This window comes from Paenibacillus peoriae (genome assembly GCF_022531965.1).
Lineage (GTDB): Bacteria > Bacillota > Bacilli > Paenibacillales > Paenibacillaceae > Paenibacillus > Paenibacillus polymyxa_D.
The window spans coordinates 2,809,323-2,826,343 of the sequence record NZ_CP092831.1 but is presented as its reverse complement, the minus strand read 5'-3'; the positions used below and the strand labels follow the sequence as shown (position 1 = coordinate 2,826,343).

The 17,021-nt window shown below is 44.6% G+C and carries 14 protein-coding genes and 1 pseudogene; 6 read left to right on the top strand and 9 right to left on the bottom strand.

Annotated elements, in window-relative coordinates; translation table 11 throughout:
- Positions 1 to 551 precede the first annotated feature (551 nt).
- The 6 genes from MLD56_RS12405 to MLD56_RS12380 form a co-directional block, all read right to left on the bottom strand.
- Entirely contained in the window at positions 552 to 1,433 is an 882-nt protein-coding gene (locus tag MLD56_RS12405) for an ABC transporter permease subunit (protein ID WP_039274879.1), read from the bottom strand.
- Positions 1,430 to 2,413, bottom strand: coding sequence for an ABC transporter ATP-binding protein (locus tag MLD56_RS12400; RefSeq protein WP_029515303.1), 984 nt, complete (start codon positions 2,411 to 2,413; stop codon positions 1,430 to 1,432). Before MLD56_RS12400 ends, MLD56_RS12405 begins: the two co-directional genes overlap by 4 nt.
- Positions 2,410 to 3,516 (bottom strand): hypothetical protein, encoded by a 1,107-nt coding sequence (locus MLD56_RS12395; RefSeq protein ID WP_241113509.1) that lies wholly within the window; start codon positions 3,514 to 3,516, stop codon positions 2,410 to 2,412. Before MLD56_RS12395 ends, MLD56_RS12400 begins: the two co-directional genes overlap by 4 nt.
- Positions 3,517 to 3,544: 28 nt before the next feature.
- Positions 3,545 to 4,063, bottom strand: a complete 519-nt coding sequence (locus tag MLD56_RS12390; protein WP_029515305.1) for a sigma-70 family RNA polymerase sigma factor — start codon at positions 4,061 to 4,063, stop codon at positions 3,545 to 3,547.
- 914 nt (positions 4,064 to 4,977) lie between these two features.
- On the bottom strand, positions 4,978 to 5,859 hold the full coding sequence (locus MLD56_RS12385; protein ID WP_029515306.1) for a hypothetical protein: 882 nt from the start codon (positions 5,857 to 5,859) through the stop codon (positions 4,978 to 4,980).
- 623 nt (positions 5,860 to 6,482) lie between these two features.
- Positions 6,483 to 6,977 carry a MerR family transcriptional regulator gene (locus MLD56_RS12380; RefSeq protein ID WP_029515307.1) on the bottom strand — a complete coding sequence of 165 codons (495 nt, stop codon included), beginning with the start codon at positions 6,975 to 6,977 and terminating at the stop codon, positions 6,483 to 6,485.
- A 175-nt stretch (positions 6,978 to 7,152) separates the two neighbouring features.
- On the opposite strand from MLD56_RS12380, the gene MLD56_RS12375 reads away from it, so the two are divergent.
- Together MLD56_RS12375 and MLD56_RS12370 are read left to right on the top strand one after the other, a co-directional pair.
- Positions 7,153 to 8,004, top strand: coding sequence for an aldo/keto reductase (locus MLD56_RS12375; RefSeq protein WP_029515308.1), 852 nt, complete (start codon positions 7,153 to 7,155; stop codon positions 8,002 to 8,004).
- Between the two features lie 596 nt (positions 8,005 to 8,600).
- Positions 8,601 to 9,098: a helix-turn-helix domain-containing protein gene (locus MLD56_RS12370; RefSeq protein WP_152526662.1), complete on the top strand. Its 498-nt coding sequence runs from the start codon at positions 8,601 to 8,603 to the stop codon at positions 9,096 to 9,098.
- A 483-nt stretch (positions 9,099 to 9,581) separates the two neighbouring features.
- Here MLD56_RS12370 and MLD56_RS12365 read toward each other — a convergent pair.
- The 3 genes and pseudogenes from MLD56_RS12365 to MLD56_RS12355 form a co-directional block, all read right to left on the bottom strand.
- Positions 9,582 to 10,231, bottom strand: a pseudogene (locus tag MLD56_RS12365) (FMN-dependent NADH-azoreductase).
- 475 nt (positions 10,232 to 10,706) lie between these two features.
- Positions 10,707 to 10,928, bottom strand: a complete 222-nt coding sequence (locus MLD56_RS12360; protein ID WP_239645120.1) for a hypothetical protein — start codon at positions 10,926 to 10,928, stop codon at positions 10,707 to 10,709.
- A complete protein-coding gene (locus MLD56_RS12355; protein WP_239645121.1) occupies positions 10,889 to 13,237 on the bottom strand; it encodes a helix-turn-helix domain-containing protein in 2,349 nt (782 codons plus the stop codon). Before MLD56_RS12355 ends, MLD56_RS12360 begins: the two co-directional genes overlap by 40 nt.
- A 124-nt stretch (positions 13,238 to 13,361) precedes the next feature.
- Between MLD56_RS12355 and MLD56_RS12350 the strand changes: the two genes are divergently transcribed.
- From MLD56_RS12350 to MLD56_RS12335, 4 genes are all read left to right on the top strand, one after another.
- The gene (locus MLD56_RS12350; protein ID WP_029515310.1) at positions 13,362 to 13,745 is read left to right on the top strand and encodes a tautomerase family protein; all 384 of its coding nucleotides are present in this window, start codon (positions 13,362 to 13,364) and stop codon (positions 13,743 to 13,745) included.
- 37 nt (positions 13,746 to 13,782) lie between these two features.
- Positions 13,783 to 14,418, top strand: coding sequence for an FMN-dependent NADH-azoreductase (locus tag MLD56_RS12345; RefSeq protein ID WP_029515311.1), 636 nt, complete (start codon positions 13,783 to 13,785; stop codon positions 14,416 to 14,418).
- Between the two features lie 111 nt (positions 14,419 to 14,529).
- Positions 14,530 to 15,219 carry a metal-dependent hydrolase gene (locus MLD56_RS12340; protein WP_029515312.1) on the top strand — a complete coding sequence of 230 codons (690 nt, stop codon included), beginning with the start codon at positions 14,530 to 14,532 and terminating at the stop codon, positions 15,217 to 15,219.
- 183 nt (positions 15,220 to 15,402) lie between these two features.
- Entirely contained in the window at positions 15,403 to 17,019 is a 1,617-nt protein-coding gene (locus MLD56_RS12335) for a spore germination protein (RefSeq protein ID WP_029515313.1), read from the top strand.
- Positions 17,020 to 17,021: the final 2 nt, after the last annotated feature.

Genomic DNA, 17,021 nt, shown 5'->3' with positions numbered 1-17,021 from the left:
AGTAGGTTTCTATTGATTGTTACGCTGGAAAGATAAGCATCGTTTGCAGAAATGGGCATATACCCAGGTGATTTTCAAAATAAAAAAACGCTCTAGGTTATCCTAAAACGTCTTTTGAAAATAGAAATATTAGCCATAGAGGTCAACATCAAATGATTAAAGTTTGAGCTTGTACCCGATGCTCTCTAACGGGTAACATCAAACTGAAATTAAGATGCATATTGTCAGAATAGTAACTAGCAGCAGTCCATCTTGTTCTGCCCCAATTAAAATATTATTATCGCTGTGTAAATATGGTTGCAATAATGTCTATCACCTTCTATAGACTTGGAGACCTTAGGCCCTTTTTGATCGCTTTAAGCGTGATTATGGCGTAAAGACGAGGCTGAAACTAATGAACGATCGAAATAGATAAACAGACTCATTGATTCATTTATTGGAATAAAGCAAGCAATTTGGCGGTCTTTTTAGACCACCTTTTTTATTCTCAGAAGGTCTTTTAAAACAATTTTTTTGAATGGCTGCTGAAGTCTGAAACTTCAAAGTAGAACCTATAAATCCTTGCGGACAAAGCGGCGCAGCCCGAGTCCAAAGAGCACAGCCGTGTAAAATGCCGCGTATATCAAAAAGGCTGTTGAAGGAATCTCGCCGATACCAAACGGTCCACTTGTGCTTACCGGGATGAGTCCATTAATATTCTCGAAGCTGAACAACACTGCCTGCATTTTACGCTGCAGTCCATCGGCAGGCATGATCAGGGACAGGACACCCGTTATATTGTTCAGGGTCTGCATGGGACCTGGCTCCAGACCCACAGAGCCGATGATTTTTCCAACCATGCCACCGAGCCAACCAGCCCCATAAAGCATCGTCATGACGACACCATTCGCAACCGATGACAAATAGCCGGATCCGAACATGGACACGGTTACAAGCAAGGGAACGACTGAAGCAAATAGCAAAAAAGACTGCACCAGCACTACCGGATCACGCGGGATCGAAGCATGCACATCGGTGATCCACAAAATCAGGCTGTACAATACCAAGGCATAGATTACACCAAGCGAAACATAGCCGAGCCAGCGGCCCGTATACCATTTCCACCTCGGAATCGGCCGTGGCAGCATCGCCTGCATGACCCCCTGCTCCGCCTCACCCGCAATCGTGGAAAATGAGCTAAAAATCGCTAAAAAGGCGAGTACAAAACTTGCGAAGAAAAAACCGAGCATCAAAATGAACATCCCGAGCGTAAATTCCTGGATCATAGTTTCATTATTCGTACCGCCTGTGATCACCCTAGAGGTAGAATCTCCTGCGATGGCGCCGGCAATAAACCAAAATCCCAGCAGGAATACAACAGTTAATAAAAGTGTCAGCAGGAGGACCCGTTTGCGCAGTAGCTCCTTCCAGGTCATGGTCCAAATAATCCTCATTCCTGTTCCCCCCTATGATTCAGCCCTGCAACAGCCTTCATGAACCACTCTTCAAGCCGTTCTCGAACTTTGGTGACTTCATATAACGTCATCCCCTGTCCGATCAGCAACGTATTGATCCAGCCTGCCTGTTCTTCGCTCTCCAGTTCCGCTTCAAGCCAGACGGTATCATCTATGCCCCTCTCTCCTGTAAATCCGCCTTCGGCTTTTCCATCTGTTATTACTCGAAAGCTGAGCTCTGTCGTATCCATAAGCCAGGACAGCAAAAAAGGCGAAAATCCGCCGACTTTAAAACGCCAGCAGACTCGCTTCTGGAGCATTTCGGCTACCCGCCCATGGCGGAGAACCTGTCCGTTATTCAAGAGTGCCATTCTGTCGCATAATACTTCCACATCCTCAAGCAGATGGGAGTTTAAGAAAATCGTTTTCCCCTGCTGCTTCAGTTCCTCAAGTATATTACGTACATGCATTCGTCCAACCGGATCCATGGCGGAAGAAGGCTCGTCAAGAAAAATCACGGCCGGATCATTCACCAGCGCGCAAGCCAGTCCAAGCCGCTGCTGCATGCCTTTGGAATAATGCTTAACACGGTCCTTCCCCCGTTGACCCACACCTACCATGTGCAATAGCTCAGGAACTCTCTTGTCGATCACCTGCTTGTCCAAACCGCATAATCGCCCATGCAACCGGACGACCTCATCACCGGTAAGCCATTCCTGATACCGGTACAGCTCGGGGAGATACCCGATTTGCCGTTTCGCTTCGAGCGTTCCGATGGGTGCACCCATCAGGGTTGCTCCTCCGGCCGTCGGATGGATGAGCCCGACCAGCATTTTCACAAATGTGCTTTTCCCGGCTCCATTGGGGCCGAGGAAGCCAAAGGCTTCCCCTTTCCCTACGGTGATGGTCACGTTGCGGCAGCCGCGCCCGTTGCTGTATTCCTTGGTTAATCCTTTAGCGTCGATTGTCGGCTTACTCATGCCTCAACCAGCTCCTTAAGCTTGTTCATGAAATCAAACTCTGACTCATAGGCGCTCCCACCTTCAAAGGAAAAGACCTGTCCGTCTTTGATCCAGATAGCGGTACGATTCGTCATTGATCTGTACTTCATGTTTGTAACCAGAACCTTGGTTCCTCCAATGGTAATCTCAGAAGTTTCAGCACTTTTATTAACCACATATGGCATAGGAATGGAACCTGCCAGAATGCGGCTGCGCTTTACCTTCTCTTTCAGATCGGAAGGCAGAATCGGAAGCTGAAGAACGGCATCCACCGCTTTTTCTGTATCAACGGACGGATCTACCGTAATTTCTGGAGCCTGCATCTGTGTCAGAGTTGCCCAGTGGTCCTGATCGGTACCCAAATCGTAATTTACGCTTTCATGTGTACTAAACGCTATTTCTTTATTGTCCATCGACTCCGGCAGCAGCTTCGTTGCCCCTACACGCTGCATAGCTTTATTGAGCTCATCCACATTCAGCATCATTGTAATTTTTTGTGAAGGAGTAACGTACACACTTTCCTTCGTTCCGGCCACATTTACTGGAAGAAGCTGATATCCGAGCTTAGAGACGGCTTGTTCACGCGTAAAATCACCCTGTACGTTTCCGCTTTCCGATGTAAACTGGCCAAAGGTGTTTTCTATGTCGGCCGATTTTCCCGGAACCAGTTGATTAAACATACCTTCGAGCGTGCTTTCGTCAACTGTAGCGATATCCTGCACCCGGAATTGATTTAAAAATGCCGCCAGCGCGTTATTTCCCACAGGGGTTGTAAGTACGACGCCAAAGATAACGGCTGCCGCCACCGCTGCGGCCCACTTTCGGCCCTTGCCTGCCCGCCGGCGGAAAGAAGCAACCGGAGCCGGAGCATCAACTTTCAAACTGGATTCCGAATCCTGAATTGCAGCTGAGTCCGCTGGCGGCCTAAGGGTATCGGCAAGCCTCAGAACGTCCTCTTTGTTATTTGCGTCCCCGGTCTCCCACTTGGCGTTTACCGGCTCCATGGCCAGCTTCTGTAGCAACCTCTCCCAGGCTTCATGTGTACTTTTGTCAGCTTCTGAATGCTGCAATTTAGTTGTCATATCATTTCAATCCTTTCCGAATATTTGATTAGTCCTGCCTTGCTATAGCCTTGCTGGATGTGGCCTGCAGCTTGCGTGTCGCTCTTTGGAGCAGACTGCCTATTAGCGGCGACCTGACATTAAGCTCTTCCGCGATCTCCGCATAGCTGTAGCCGGAGTAGCGCAGAAGCAGCGCTTGGCGGTCTCGTTCGGGCAGTCTGTCCAGCCAAGCCTGAACCTCTTCCTGATCCAATCGACGCATCAGCGCCTCTTCGCCGGATTCAGAAGCGACTTCCCCTTCATACATTATCTCCTGCTTATTCTGCAGCTTTCTCTCTCTTGCTCTCTTCTCTAAATAATCGTATCCGATTCTTGTCAGTACCCGGTGTAGCCATGCCCCCAGGGTTGCCGGGTTGTCCGGCGGATTTCTGTACAGCCTCAGAAATACTTCCTGCGCCAGATCGTCGGCTGCTGCTTCATCTCGCACAAGCGCAGCCAGTTTTCTGCGTACGGTTGGATAATGCTCATAAAATATGTTGCGGAATGGTGAGGATTCCGGAATACTCATTTTATAATTGCCTCCTTTTAAGCTGCAGCTATTAGGAAGACGAACCTTCTTCCTTTTTTGTATCATGCTCGGGAGATTTTCTTCGAATTTTTTTAGGCTGCACTTAATTGGACAGTCCAATGACATCAGGATTAAGAAATTGTTAGACATTAGAAAACAACTTTATTGTACAAAGAACTATTGTATTTCAGCAAAACCTATGCTCGTCGCTCTAACGAAATTTGTGTATGTACGTCGTACCGACTACATCCATCATTGTATTAATGATTCATTAAACCGGTAAAAAAGCTTTCCATAGCCACCTTTTCGGGTGATTATAAAAAGCTAATCTGCTTTGGAGCGTCTATAACGATCGCTTAAAATTTCCCGGAAAACTGTTTGACAATGCCTTTTGTCAGGTCCGCTAGAACTAAATACTGAACGACACTTAACTTTTCATTATTTAGTATGCATGGGGTTAATTGATATTGAACCTATGACTGGAATAGGAATGGAGGGAATATTATCAGTAACGATTACTAGTCAGTGTTATCACGTTGAGCGCCCTCCATCGTTTTTATTGCAATGTAAAACGCCCAATGTAACCGATATATTTGAATTGACGGCCGAGACATTAAGTCTTTGTGCTGCTGAAATGGCTTTATGAGGGCACGAAGCACCCCCTGCCTCGACACGCCTCTCCTCAATGATAGTGTTCTGTGAATTGAGTGGATATCCTTCAGAAAAATCAGTAGATTTCTAGAAGATTGTTATGATTCTTTGGAACTATTCTACCAAATAAAAACCCCTTCTTTGTAGAAGGGGTTTCAAATATACGAACCTAGCTATTCATGCCATGATTATTAAGTTGTTGGAAGCTATTCATGCCGTGATTGTTAGGTTGGATCGTTGCTGCACCAGTAGGGATGATTACGTTACCTAACAGAAACAATACTACTGCCATCATACCTAATGCCTTTTTCATCTTTTAACACCCTTTCTAGGATAGTTTTGTTCAATACATTATATTCATTCAGCTGTTCTTTAGTTGCATGAACACTAAATGAAACAAATAATGCATTGATTTTTTTATATCCAGTATCATCCTTAAGTTTATCAGACATTCGCAATCCCTTGAGGGATATATTTAATGCATTGTAAATATTACCATTAGTAAAGTGGTAAAGGGACATAAGATATAAATGATCTATATAATAACGAATATTGGCTTCCGTTTCGTACTCTCCATCCAGAGCGTCCAAATTAGGCTCAAATTCTTTTAATGCCCAATCAACGTTACAGTTATGTTTTAAAGCTGACTCCAGTATCGTAATAATCCCCGGCAACAACTCTTCTTCCTCGGCATTGTGTATAAATTGCACATATTCAGGAAGCGTCTCCATATTACCTTCCAGCAAATTCAAAACATATGTATTGGCATTTGCAATCATCCTGAAATGTGCTACATCCTCCTTCCCCTCATCGTCCAATCCAGATATCCATCCCAATTCAGAGTACTTTTCAATACAATCCCTGGCTGCTGAGTAATCGCCCATCTTTTGCAATGCGATACCTTTCGCCACCATAGAATATCCAAAATAAAAAGCAACACTTCGTTTAAGTCTTTTAGTATCAATTCTCGGCTGCCCTTTTGCTTGTCTAAGTTGGTCTTCTTCATAGAATGCGTTGATTGAGTGGTGGAGTTTATCCGCAATATGTACCATAGCATCCCAACCATCTAGTGAAAACTCTGCTTGCAGCATTTCATACAAAAGGTTTATGTCACTTATTGATTCTAAAACTGCCGAGTTAAACATATAGCTGCCTCCTGATTACATTTTTAACCAATAGTATATTATAATTGGGCAATGGTCAATTACGTAGTTAAGTGAGCTATTCACAAGTTGAATCTTCTCTGAATTTTCGCATATGATGTGAGACACTGAATTGGCTTAGCCCAAGTATTTTTGCATACTGTGCCTGTTTAAGTCTTGGACGCAGTTCCATTAAATCTTTCAGTCTGCCCCTTGTTATTTCAGACTTACGTTTCTTTACATTCTAATCTCTGTAGTAGTCAATTCTACCGCTGGCGTGGGGTGCTGCCTCCTTTTAAATCATGTGTACATACGATGCATAGAAAGCTTTCCTGAAAGTGCGTTAGCTGATCGACTGATCCCGCAAAAAGGTAAATACATACATTGGGAAGATCAGTCCGAGAACTAAGTTACCCAGACGGTTCGACTCATGTTTGAAACAACGTTACCATTTTATGATCTTTTACGATGCGTTCAGTGCTGTTATTTGGTGTAAAAACAGAGGATTTGAACGAAGGCAATGGGTCCATTTGGCCTGCTGCCTTCTCGTTATGATTAAGTTATCGTCTCTCGTTAGTCCAATCTAGACTGTTCTGAATCTTGTTCATCCTAAGCCAACCAGAAATTTAAAACAGAGGATTTTCTTCGAGTGGTTGTGTCTCACGTAGATCTCTAGCCTTCCGAACAGAGGGCGAGTAAAAAACGTCACTATGCATATGCTGAATTTTATCCCAGTTGCCAGGATTGGTCGTGTCTGGAGAGCGGTGCTCCAGAATGGCCTGATATAGAGCCGTTTTTTGTTCCAAATGGGCAACGTGCTGTTTGGCTTCTTCGAGCTTAATGAGCGCCGCTTCCTTATGCTCCATCATGAGTGTGTAGCGTTGCGGAATGGTCGAATCCCCTTCGAGACAGAAATCGACGTACATTTTAATGACTTCAATCGGCATCCCGGATTGCTTGAGACATTTGACGCCATGCAACCAGTTGATCGATTCTTCGTCGAACATCCGAATGTTGTTTTGATTGCGCTGTACGCTTGGTACCAGGCCTTTATCCGTGTAAAAGCGTACAGCGTGCTCGGTGAGTCCCGTTATCTGGGCAGCTTCTTTGACTGTATGCATGTGGAATCCTCCTTGGAAAAATAAAAATTTTTGAAGATGGCTTGACTTCGTGTAACACGAAGGCGTTAGGCTTATTGTAATGCAAGTCGACCGTAAGCGGAAGCCCACTGAGGTGCCCGATTTCCGAGTTTTGCGGCCGTTTGCGTTTTACATTTGGACAATGGGAGGAAATACAATGCAAACCGTAACATTAAACAATGGTGTGAAAATGCCGATCATCGGCTTTGGTGTCTACCAAGTTCCAGATGCTGAAGAATGCGAGAACGCTGTATATGAAGCGCTGATGGCTGGTTACCGCCTGATCGACACCGCCTCCGGTTATTTGAATGAGGAAGCGGTCGGTCGTGCGATTAACCGCAGCGGCGTACCGCGTGAGCAGCTGTTCATCACGACCAAGCTCTGGGTTCAGGATGCCGGCTACGAGAGTACCAAGCACGCATTTGCCAAATCCTTGAAGAAGCTTCAACTCGACTATCTCGATCTGTACCTTATTCACCAGCCATTTGGCGATTACTACGGTGCATGGCGTGCGATGGAAGACCTGTACCGCGAAGGCAAGATTAGGGCGATCGGTGTCAGCAACTTCCTACCCGACCGCCTGATGGACCTCATCGTTCATAACGAAATCGTACCCGCCGTCAACCAGATCGAAACGCACCCGTTCTACCAGCAAACAGAGAGCGCAGCTTTTATGAAAGAGCACGGAGTTCAACACCAGTCGTGGGCCCCATTCGCTGAGGGACTTAACAACATGTTCAAAAACGAAGTGTTGCTCTCGATCGCAGAAAAATACAACAAGTCCGTCGCTCAGGTCGTATTGCGCTGGCTTGTTCAGCGTGAAGTCGTTGTAATTCCAAAATCGGTGAGAAAAGAGCGGATCGTCGAAAACTTTGACATTTTCGATTTTGAGTTGAGCGCGGATGATATCGAACAAATCTCGGCCCTCGATACGCGGGAAAGTCTTTTCTTATCGTATCGCGACCCGGAAGTCGCCAAGATGATGGGCAACTGGAGAATCGATCTGTAAACCTTGATCGAACCATAAACTTATCACTCGTTTATCCTCATCTATAAAGAAAGGGCAGAGCGGTTTAAAGTGAACCCTGTCCTTTCTTTACTTGAATTGACCCTTGGATTCGCTTTTCCGCTTTATAAGATGCCACCTTTCGCTTAATCATAATCCCCCCTATTAAAGCAATAATTCTAGTCTGTTTCTAATAGAAGATTTAGACTAATTTATTCAACGAGCATCTCTGTTAGCGCAATTCTCAGCTTGTGTTCGTAACTAGATATTTTCGGTTTTGTCAGTTGGAAGCTGGGACACACAAATATCTACGCGAAGTGCCGAGGATTCCAAGGGAATTTTCCAAGCTTGGTGCACGCTGTTTGAGTTTGGCTAAAATGTCATAGTACTGTCTAATTCCCGCATCCAGATTCCTGCGTGTCTCTGTGCAAATTGTTGGAAGGAGACAGGCGCCTTCCCAGTCACCCTCATTACAGTATCAGTACTTAGATCTTCCGCTCCTTCCTCGCGAATTTTACGGTCGAGTCCGGTCATGATCTCAGCATAATCCTTGCTTATCCCTGCTGCTAACCAGCTGCGGGTGAATTCATCATCTGATATTGATTAGTCAAATTGAGAAAGGAAATGCGATGCCCTCTTTTGAGATCATTAGCAAGCTTGCGGAGCGATTAAATTGCTCTATTACTTTTCTCTTAGAAGAAGTGGCCTCGGAAACCGTTTCTCCTCCTCCCTCCATTCCTACTCAATTGGTAAGGGCGGAACAATATCTTGAAAGCAATTTGTTAAATGAGTTTCTAAACATAATAAAGAGTATAGAAATCACAGAGGAAGATGCTAATTTAAAAGCCAAGCAACAATTACTTTATGCAAGGTATTACTGGTTATCTAACGATATGGAAAAAGCCTACGAATATATTGAAAATATCATTCAGCATGCGCCTCCTTTTGATTACGATATTAGAGCCAAATCATATGCTTTGCTGCTGACCAAGCTATTTACAGTCGACAAACTACTTTATGTCGATGTTCTTCTCAACCTTGGCATCTTTCACTGCCATTTGGATGAGATTACTTTTGCGTTAAAAGCTATATATTGATATTCAAAACATTGAAGAAGCAGAAAGGATCTGTGATGATTTTTTGCATATAAATATGAACCTGGATTTAAAAGCCCAACTCAATAACAAAAGCAAGCGCACAAAAAAATGAGTGAATTGTATATCCTTATAGCTGAAGCTTATTATCACCAAAAAGATTTTGAGACCGCTTCGTATTACTACAGGCAAGACCTCCCTGCTCAATAACAAAAAACCTCAGGGCTTCTTCCAGATGGATAAGGTCCCTGGGGTTTAACCATTATATTTCCACTTATGGCTCATAGCGGCTCCATAATGATGACCGCATTGTGGCCGCCAAAACAAAGGAATTGCCTTAAGTATCAAGGATTGTAATAATGCAACTTATTTGGGTAACGTACATCAGGTGTAACAACAATACATTCCCCCATCATGGTCAAAAAAGAGAAAGAAAAACCAGAAAAAAATCCTGGAATTTTTCCGTTTTTTCTTTAGGCTGTCACATCAAAACGCTTTGGCTGCCAATATGGCTTGCCGGATTGCTGATTCCTTTATGCTCTGCGCTTGGTCCGGCTGCTCACTGATACCTTCAACAAAGATAGCCTGCACATCGTCAATGCCCAGTAAATTCATGATAGCTTTTACATAACTATGGCTGTGCTCTACATCTTTGAACTTCCCATGGGAGAGACCGTGCCGGAAGCCTGAATGTGCATCACTTTTTTGTCCTGCTGCGTCCCAATCAAACCGGACAAACCCCGCAGCCCATTATCGGCTCGCTTAATAGTTTTTCCCGGAACTATAACCGCGTCAATGTACGCTTTCAGAACCGACGGGAAAGAATAATTCCATACCGGATTGACAATGACGATTTTATCCGCAGTCATGAATTGGTCCGCAATCTCGCGCATTCGCACCGCTTTGACCTTCGATCCCTCGCTCAGTTCATCGAAAGAAAGACCACTTGGTGGCTGCCCCCAGCGTCTTAGAAGATCGGCGTCGATTTGCGGAAGATCCATGCGATACAGGTCCAAATGAATGACCTCATCTCCTGGATTGGCCTCCTGATAGGTTTCGATAAACTGTTTGCCGACTGATAAGCTGTATGTACCGTCTTTTAAAGGATGCGCGGTTACGTACAATACAGTTGCCATGATAAATCCACTCCTATGTTATGATTAAAATAATTGAGGATACAATGCTATTAATAGCAATTCTAGCTATGCTGTTCGTGGATATGAAAGAGCTTCCCCTACTCCATGACTTCCACTGTCTGGTAAACATTCAGCAGTGGAACTTTTTCGAGTCCTATTGAAAATCGCTGAATATTATCATTACTAACTCCCTTCTTAATGTAATCATTATAGTTACAGAAAAAAATGAGTGTCAAGAAGGATCATGAAATGCAGACACCAATTTTTTGACTTTTATTGGCCGTTCATAAACTGCATGCCCCACAGGAAGACCGCTTTTCTCAAAGATGTAAAACAAAAAGAAACCGTCTTGGTAAATGGAAGTGCGACCCACCATTTACGAAAGGAACGGTTTCTTTGTACTATCACCTTGTTCGTGTTGTCAATGAGGCTGTCCATCGTTTGGACGATCAGATTTTCAGGGAGGCTTGCACACCTAAGTTTCTAAAGAATATGCGAGAATCTGGTCTTTCGTTAGACTCTTTCCTTTGTTCCAAATATCGCGTATTTCCTGTTCAATTAAAACATGTTGAAGATCAAGAAGCACTGCATTATGCTCCACGGGAAAATTCGGAACGGCAGCACCTCCGAAGCTTTCGCGACATTTCTCAGCAGCACTCAGAAGGATGACCGCTTCTGGAAAGCCTTCTTTGCCCATAAAGCTATAGCCAACCCTTCTATTCCGCGAGAGAGAATCCATGTCCCTTTGTAAATTTGGCTGATCGCAATGCTATTTTTGAAGCATTCAATGGATTGATCGGTCTGCCCAAGTTTCAAGGCAGCATAACCGAGGCTTTCGTACGGACCGGATACTTCCCATTTATCCTGAACCGATTCGAAGAAGTACACGCTCTCTTTTAGAAGCATGGATGCTTCATGATACTCCTTTTGTTCCAGCTTTAGCTTTCCGTAAGCATGCAACGAAGCCGCCAAATTCCACATGTCCTTCGTTTTCCTGGCAATATCAACGCTCTCCTTAACGAGAGGCTCGGCATCTTTCAAAAGTAGCTGGTTGATATAAATAAATGCCATGAGACGAAGAGAAGAGGCTAATTGTGCAGAATGGTTCAGATCACGGGCGAGCTCAGCGCTGCGTGCAGCTGAAACCATGGCTTCTTCAACGTTTCCTTGAACCAATTGAATGACGCCCCGCCCATGCAATGCTTTGGCAAAATCTCCACCAGGCAGTTCTTTATGAACGGTACTTTCCAGAAAACGATTAAGCCAAAAAATCCCCTCCTTTAATCTGCCTTCATGAAGCCAGAACCAGTAAAGGTTTGAAACCATATGAAATCCAATTGAGTTGGTATGTGCATCATTCTGATAACACCATTGCATGGCTGAGCGCAGGTTTGCATATTCTTGTCTCACTTCATCAAGGCAGGCATCACGCTCTCGAGTCCTGAACTTGGCCTCGGCACGATTCAAAATTTGGCTGTAATATTGAGCATGACGTTCAAGAAGAACATGTCTGTTACGGCCGTCAGTTTCTTCCCGCATCTTCTCGCCAGCATATTCCTTAATGGCTTCCAGCATGAAATAACGGATGTAGCGGTAGTCATCACTGGTTTCGATTGAGACGAGTGACTTGTTGACCAGTCCGGATAACAGATCAAGCATATCTTCCCGAGCAAGTTTATCATCACGGGTGGGCAATGTGGGTTCGCAGCTACAGATCCGCTCCACTGCCTCCAACGTAAACCCTCCCGAAAATACACTGAGCCTTCTCAGAAGCAGTTGCTCCTTGCCGGTTAGTAGATCGTAGCTCCAATCGATTGTAGATTTCAGCGTTTTTTGCCGAGGCACAGCATTTCGTTTTCCAGCAGTCAATAATGTCAGCAGACTCGCCAGACGTTCTTCCATCTGTTCTAATGTCAACATACTCATTCTGGAAGCCGCAAGCTCAATGGCTAACGGAATCCCTTCTAATTTTTTGCATATGGCACCTACAAGCTGCAAGTTTGCCAGCGTGGGTTGAAGCTTAGGAGCAACCAAAAGCGCGCGTTCCATAAACAGTTGCACGGCTTCAAATTCCTTGATTTCTTCTTCGGAAAGCACCTCCAGCGAATACTCCTCACCTGGAAAGGATAACGGGGGAATCCGATAGACGTATTCCCCCGAAATGTTCAAGGCTTCTCGGCTCGTGACCATGATGCTTAGTGTTGGCGCAGCCATCAGGAGTGATTCAGCTAAAGCCGCGCATGCATCAATGATGTGTTCGCAGTTGTCGAAAATAAACATCATTCTTTTCTCGGAGATTACATCTAATATGGTTTGGAGATCAGTTCGATTCCCTTGATTTTGCAGTCCCATAGTGGATAACAGATACTGGCCCAAAAAATGATGATCCTTTACGGCGCCGAATTCGAACATCCAAATACCGTCCGGATACGTTTCAGCAAGCGTTGAAGCGACTCGAACAGCAAGTGATGTTTTCCCTATCCCTCCGGGTCCTACGATTGACACAAGGGAATGGAACTTCAGCTGTTCTTTCAGGTCAGCCATGGATTGGTTTCTTCCTATAAAGAGAGAAGGAGGCTTCGGTAACTGACTTTGCCTTGCAAGTGAAACGGCTTGCGTGGCAACCCGACCTTCCTGCGCGGAACCTTCGAACGAAGCAACGGTTTCAAACCAAGTGACATCAAAATCCGGAAACTCCCGTTTTGTTGCAGAGCGCACTTCCGAAAAGCGTTTTACTGCAAGCCAAAGCTCCTCAGCCTCTTTCCGCTGGGCTCCCTCCAGGAAGAGTCCTTCCTCCAAAAAGACTTGAATCAAACGTTTGAGGCTGCCAACGCTGGGAAGACGATCTCCGTTCTCCCACTGTTGAACGGTTCGTGGATCGACGCCAACTTGCCTTGCCAAGTCAACTTGCCGTGTTCGTTTGGAAAGGTTATGTCTAGCGGGCCTGGAACGAATTTTTTTAATCCAATCATGGGGCCAATCTTTCAAAGATTTTTCGTCTTCCATCTTATCACCTGGCTTCAATAGTTTGAGCATCTCTGACACGAACTAACACGAACTCATGTACATTCGTGTTCTGGATTTTAACAGATAGAATAAAGCATATCAACAAAAAGAGGAGGTAATCTACATGCCTTTAACGCGTATCGTCACGTTGGAAGGACGTTCGAGCGAAGCTAAAGCCCGTATTAAAGAGGCCGTCTCGCAAACGATCGTGGACAAGCTGCAAGTGCCTGAAAATGATCGTTTTTTGATTATCGAGGAACACAACCGAGAGAACTTCAACTTTGATCCAAACTGTCTGGACATTGAAAGAAGCGATGGATTTCTCATCGTTCAAATCATTTTGAATGTCGGCAGATCGTCTGAAGTAAAAAAAGAGTTCTATGCGGCATTAGCTGAACAACTGCATGAGCAGTGCAACATTAGAACCGAGGATGTTTTTATCAATTTAATTGAAGTCACGAAAGACAACTGGTCTTATGGCAACGGCATCGCCCCTTTTATTGTTTAAATCGTAATTTTATATAAGAAGGAGAGAAAATATAATTATGTCGACTATTCTTTATATCACTGCGCATCCTGGTAATCCTGAAGCATCTTACAGCCTTTCCGTTGGCGAGCAATTTGTACAAGCCTATCAAGAAAGTCACCCAGAAGATAAGATTGTGCACGTAGATCTGTATCAACGAGACATTCCGCATATCGATGCAGATGTATTGGAGGCATGGGGCAAGCTTCAAACGGGAGCATCGTTTGATCAATTGACTGCCGCGCATCAAGAAAAAATAACCCAACTGAATCATTTGCTCGAAGAGTTTGTCACTGCGGACAAGTACGTGTTCGTTACACCCATGTGGAACTTTTCTTACCCTCCGGTATTGAAGGCATACATTGATTCCTTTTGCGTCAGAGCCAAAACATTCAAATACACGGAGAATGGCCCCGTTGGACTGCTGCATAACAAAAAAGCATTCCACATTCAAGCTAGCGGCGGCATCTATTCGGAAGGTCCTGTGGCGGAACGCGAGAATGGAAGCCGTCATTTGAAGACGGTTTTGAATTTTGTCGGCGTAACAGACTTTGATAGCCTATTTGTGGAAGGTCTGTCCACGGCGGGAGACCGCGCTCCCCAAATCAAAGCCGAAGCAATTGAAAAAGCGCGCAATGCTGCGAAGAATTTCTAAGAGTATGTTTCGATAGCGATTGGAGATTAGTCAATATCGTGGCAATGGTTTGTTACATCACATTAATCTGAATAAACCCGGCACCGCCGATTTGACCAAGGGGGAAGAAAAATGAAAGTATCTTATCATGGACATTCCGTTGTAAAAATCGAAACCCATGGCACAATTATTCTTATTGATCCTTTTATTACAGGCAACTCCAACACCGATCTGGAAGCAGCCGACGTGCAGGCTGATGTAATCCTTCTGACCCATGGCCACGGGGATCATGTTGGAGATACTGTGGAAATTGCAAAACGAAATGACGCGCTGGTAATCGCATCGGCAGAGCTAGCGGATGTTCTCAGTTGGCAAGGTGTACGAACCCACGCCATGAGCATTGGGGGAGCTTATCAATTCGAATTTGGAAAAGTGAAATTAACCCAGGCTTTTCATAGCTCAAGCCTCGTTAATCTGGAGACTAAAACAATCATCTATACGGGAATGCCTACAGGGATTCTGTTCACAGCAGAGGGCAGAACGATTTACCACGCAGGAGACACAGGTTTGTTCTACGATATGAAGGTGATTGGAGAACTCAGCAATATCGATTTGGCATTTCTGCCGATCGGAGACAACCATACTATGGGTCCAGAAGATGCTGCGCTGGCAACTGAATGGCTTCAAGCGAAACAAGTTGTGCCGATCCATTTCAATACGTTCCCTCATATCAAACAAGACCCTCACTACTTCGCCTCGCTTCTAAAGGAAGGGGTAGGGAAAGTGTTGGAATCGGGAGAAGGGCTCGAGTTGATTCCCTGACCTGCTAGTTGAATTTAGTTATTTCCAAAAAATCAAAAGCGGGCGCTCTCCTCTGTTGGACGGCGCTCGCTTTTGATTTTTTAGATTTTAATGGTTAACTTTGGAATCAACTGCTCTTAAGAAGTATATTTTAGGTCTTAGAGGATAAAATATGCTTTATCAATAAAGCAAGGGGGTTAACTTGTGTTGTTAGGTTGGTTTAGAAACGTTCTGAGACCTGAAAGAAGGCGTAGACAAGATAGTGAAAAGTCCAATCAGCAAACAACTGACCCCATTAATCCGTCATTGCCCCAAACTCTGTCTTTACTCAAATCGAAACTCGGACAAGGTCCTGATTTTATCATTCGTAATTTTTCCGAAAATCCTGCCCATGCCGGTCATCTCGCAGTATGTTATATCGAGGGATTAATTGATCAAAACTTACTTTCCGATTTAATGGAAGGTTTAATTACAGAAAAACTCTCTGAATCTTCCTCTAAGCTTGGTGAAAATAGCACGGTCTCTCTATTAAAGAAGACAATTCCAGCAGGAAATATTCAAATGATACATTCGCAAAATGAGGTATATCAAGCCATTCTCTCCGGGAATGCTGTCATTGTCATCAACGGAAACAACTATGCTTTGGCAGTTTCCATCGCAGGCGGAGTAAGACGGGCTATTCAGGAACCCAGTACTCAGACCGTAGTACGGGGTCCTAAAGAAGGATTTACAGAGGATGTCTCAACTAACATTACACTGATCAGAAGAAAATTGCGGACACCTGACCTTAAATTTGAAAGTCACGTTATTGGACGATATACACAAACTAAAGTCATATTAGCTTACATTGAAAATGTCGCTAATCCAGAAGTAATACGGGAAATTACAAAACGGCTTCAATCCATTGATACAGACAGCATACTTGAAAGTGGCTATATCGAAGAATTCATACAGGATGAACCACTTAGTCTCTTTCCCACCATGCTAAACTCAGAGCGTCCGGATACTGTCGCAGGTAGCCTTTTAGACGGACAAGTAGCTGTTCTGGTTGATGGGACGCCATTCGCTCTGATTGCACCTGTAACTTTCTTCAATTTCTTTCAAACGGCCGAAGACTACTACCAGAGATATGACATTTCAACTTTTTTAAGGGCTCTTCGTGTGGTATCTTTTCTAGTCTCATTGTTGCTTCCCTCTCTATTTATAGCCTTGACGACTTTCCAACAGGAAATGATCCCCACCACGCTGTTAATTACGCTGATGGCTCAACGGGAAGGAACTCCTTTTCCTGCATTAATTGAAGCATTAATGATGGAATTGATGTTTGAAGTGATTCGTGAAGCAGGTGTGCGAATGCCACGGGTCATCGGACCAGCCGTTTCCATTGTAGGAGCTCTGGTTATCGGGCAGGCAGCGGTGCAAGCCGGACTGGTCTCAGGTGCAATGGTTATCGTTGTTGCCTTCACTGCTATATCGAACTTTGTCATCCCGTATTTTGGTATGGCTTCAGCAGTCAGGTTGTTGCGTTTTGCACTTATGCTACTGGCGGGGGCTCTGGGCTTATTCGGTATTCTGATAGGAATTATCCCCCTTCTTGTTCATCTTGTATCTCTCAAATCATTCGGAGTTGATTATTTTGTGCCCTACAGCCCCACCTTTAAATCTAATATGAAGGACCTTATCATCAGAGCTCCGTGGTGGGCTATGAAAACCAGACCTAGCGAAAAATCAGGCCATAACCAGACAAGACAGGCAGCTCACCAATACCCTGCTAGTTCGGATGAAATCAAAAATAATGACAAGTCTGATACCCAAAAATAGGA

Excerpts from the sequence above, each read along its gene's own strand:
- MLD56_RS12400 (WP_029515303.1), bottom strand. The coding sequence starts at position 2,413 with ATGAGTAAGCCGACAATCGACGCTAAAGGATTAACCAAGGAATACAGC.
- MLD56_RS12345 (WP_029515311.1), top strand. The coding sequence starts at position 13,783 with ATGTCGACTATTCTTTATATCACTGCGCATCCTGGTAATCCTGAAGCA.
- MLD56_RS12355 (WP_239645121.1), bottom strand. The coding sequence starts at position 13,237 with ATGGAAGACGAAAAATCTTTGAAAGATTGGCCCCATGATTGGATTAAA.
- MLD56_RS12405 (WP_039274879.1), bottom strand. The coding sequence starts at position 1,433 with ATGAGGATTATTTGGACCATGACCTGGAAGGAGCTACTGCGCAAACGG.
- MLD56_RS12385 (WP_029515306.1), bottom strand. The coding sequence starts at position 5,859 with ATGTTTAACTCGGCAGTTTTAGAATCAATAAGTGACATAAACCTTTTG.
- MLD56_RS12395 (WP_241113509.1), bottom strand. The coding sequence starts at position 3,516 with ATGACAACTAAATTGCAGCATTCAGAAGCTGACAAAAGTACACATGAA.
- MLD56_RS12350 (WP_029515310.1), top strand. The coding sequence starts at position 13,362 with ATGCCTTTAACGCGTATCGTCACGTTGGAAGGACGTTCGAGCGAAGCT.
- MLD56_RS12360 (WP_239645120.1), bottom strand. The coding sequence starts at position 10,928 with ATGGGCAAAGAAGGCTTTCCAGAAGCGGTCATCCTTCTGAGTGCTGCT.
- MLD56_RS12390 (WP_029515305.1), bottom strand. The coding sequence starts at position 4,063 with ATGAGTATTCCGGAATCCTCACCATTCCGCAACATATTTTATGAGCAT.
- MLD56_RS12375 (WP_029515308.1), top strand. The coding sequence starts at position 7,153 with ATGCAAACCGTAACATTAAACAATGGTGTGAAAATGCCGATCATCGGC.
- MLD56_RS12340 (WP_029515312.1), top strand. The coding sequence starts at position 14,530 with ATGAAAGTATCTTATCATGGACATTCCGTTGTAAAAATCGAAACCCAT.
- MLD56_RS12380 (WP_029515307.1), bottom strand. The coding sequence starts at position 6,977 with ATGCATACAGTCAAAGAAGCTGCCCAGATAACGGGACTCACCGAGCAC.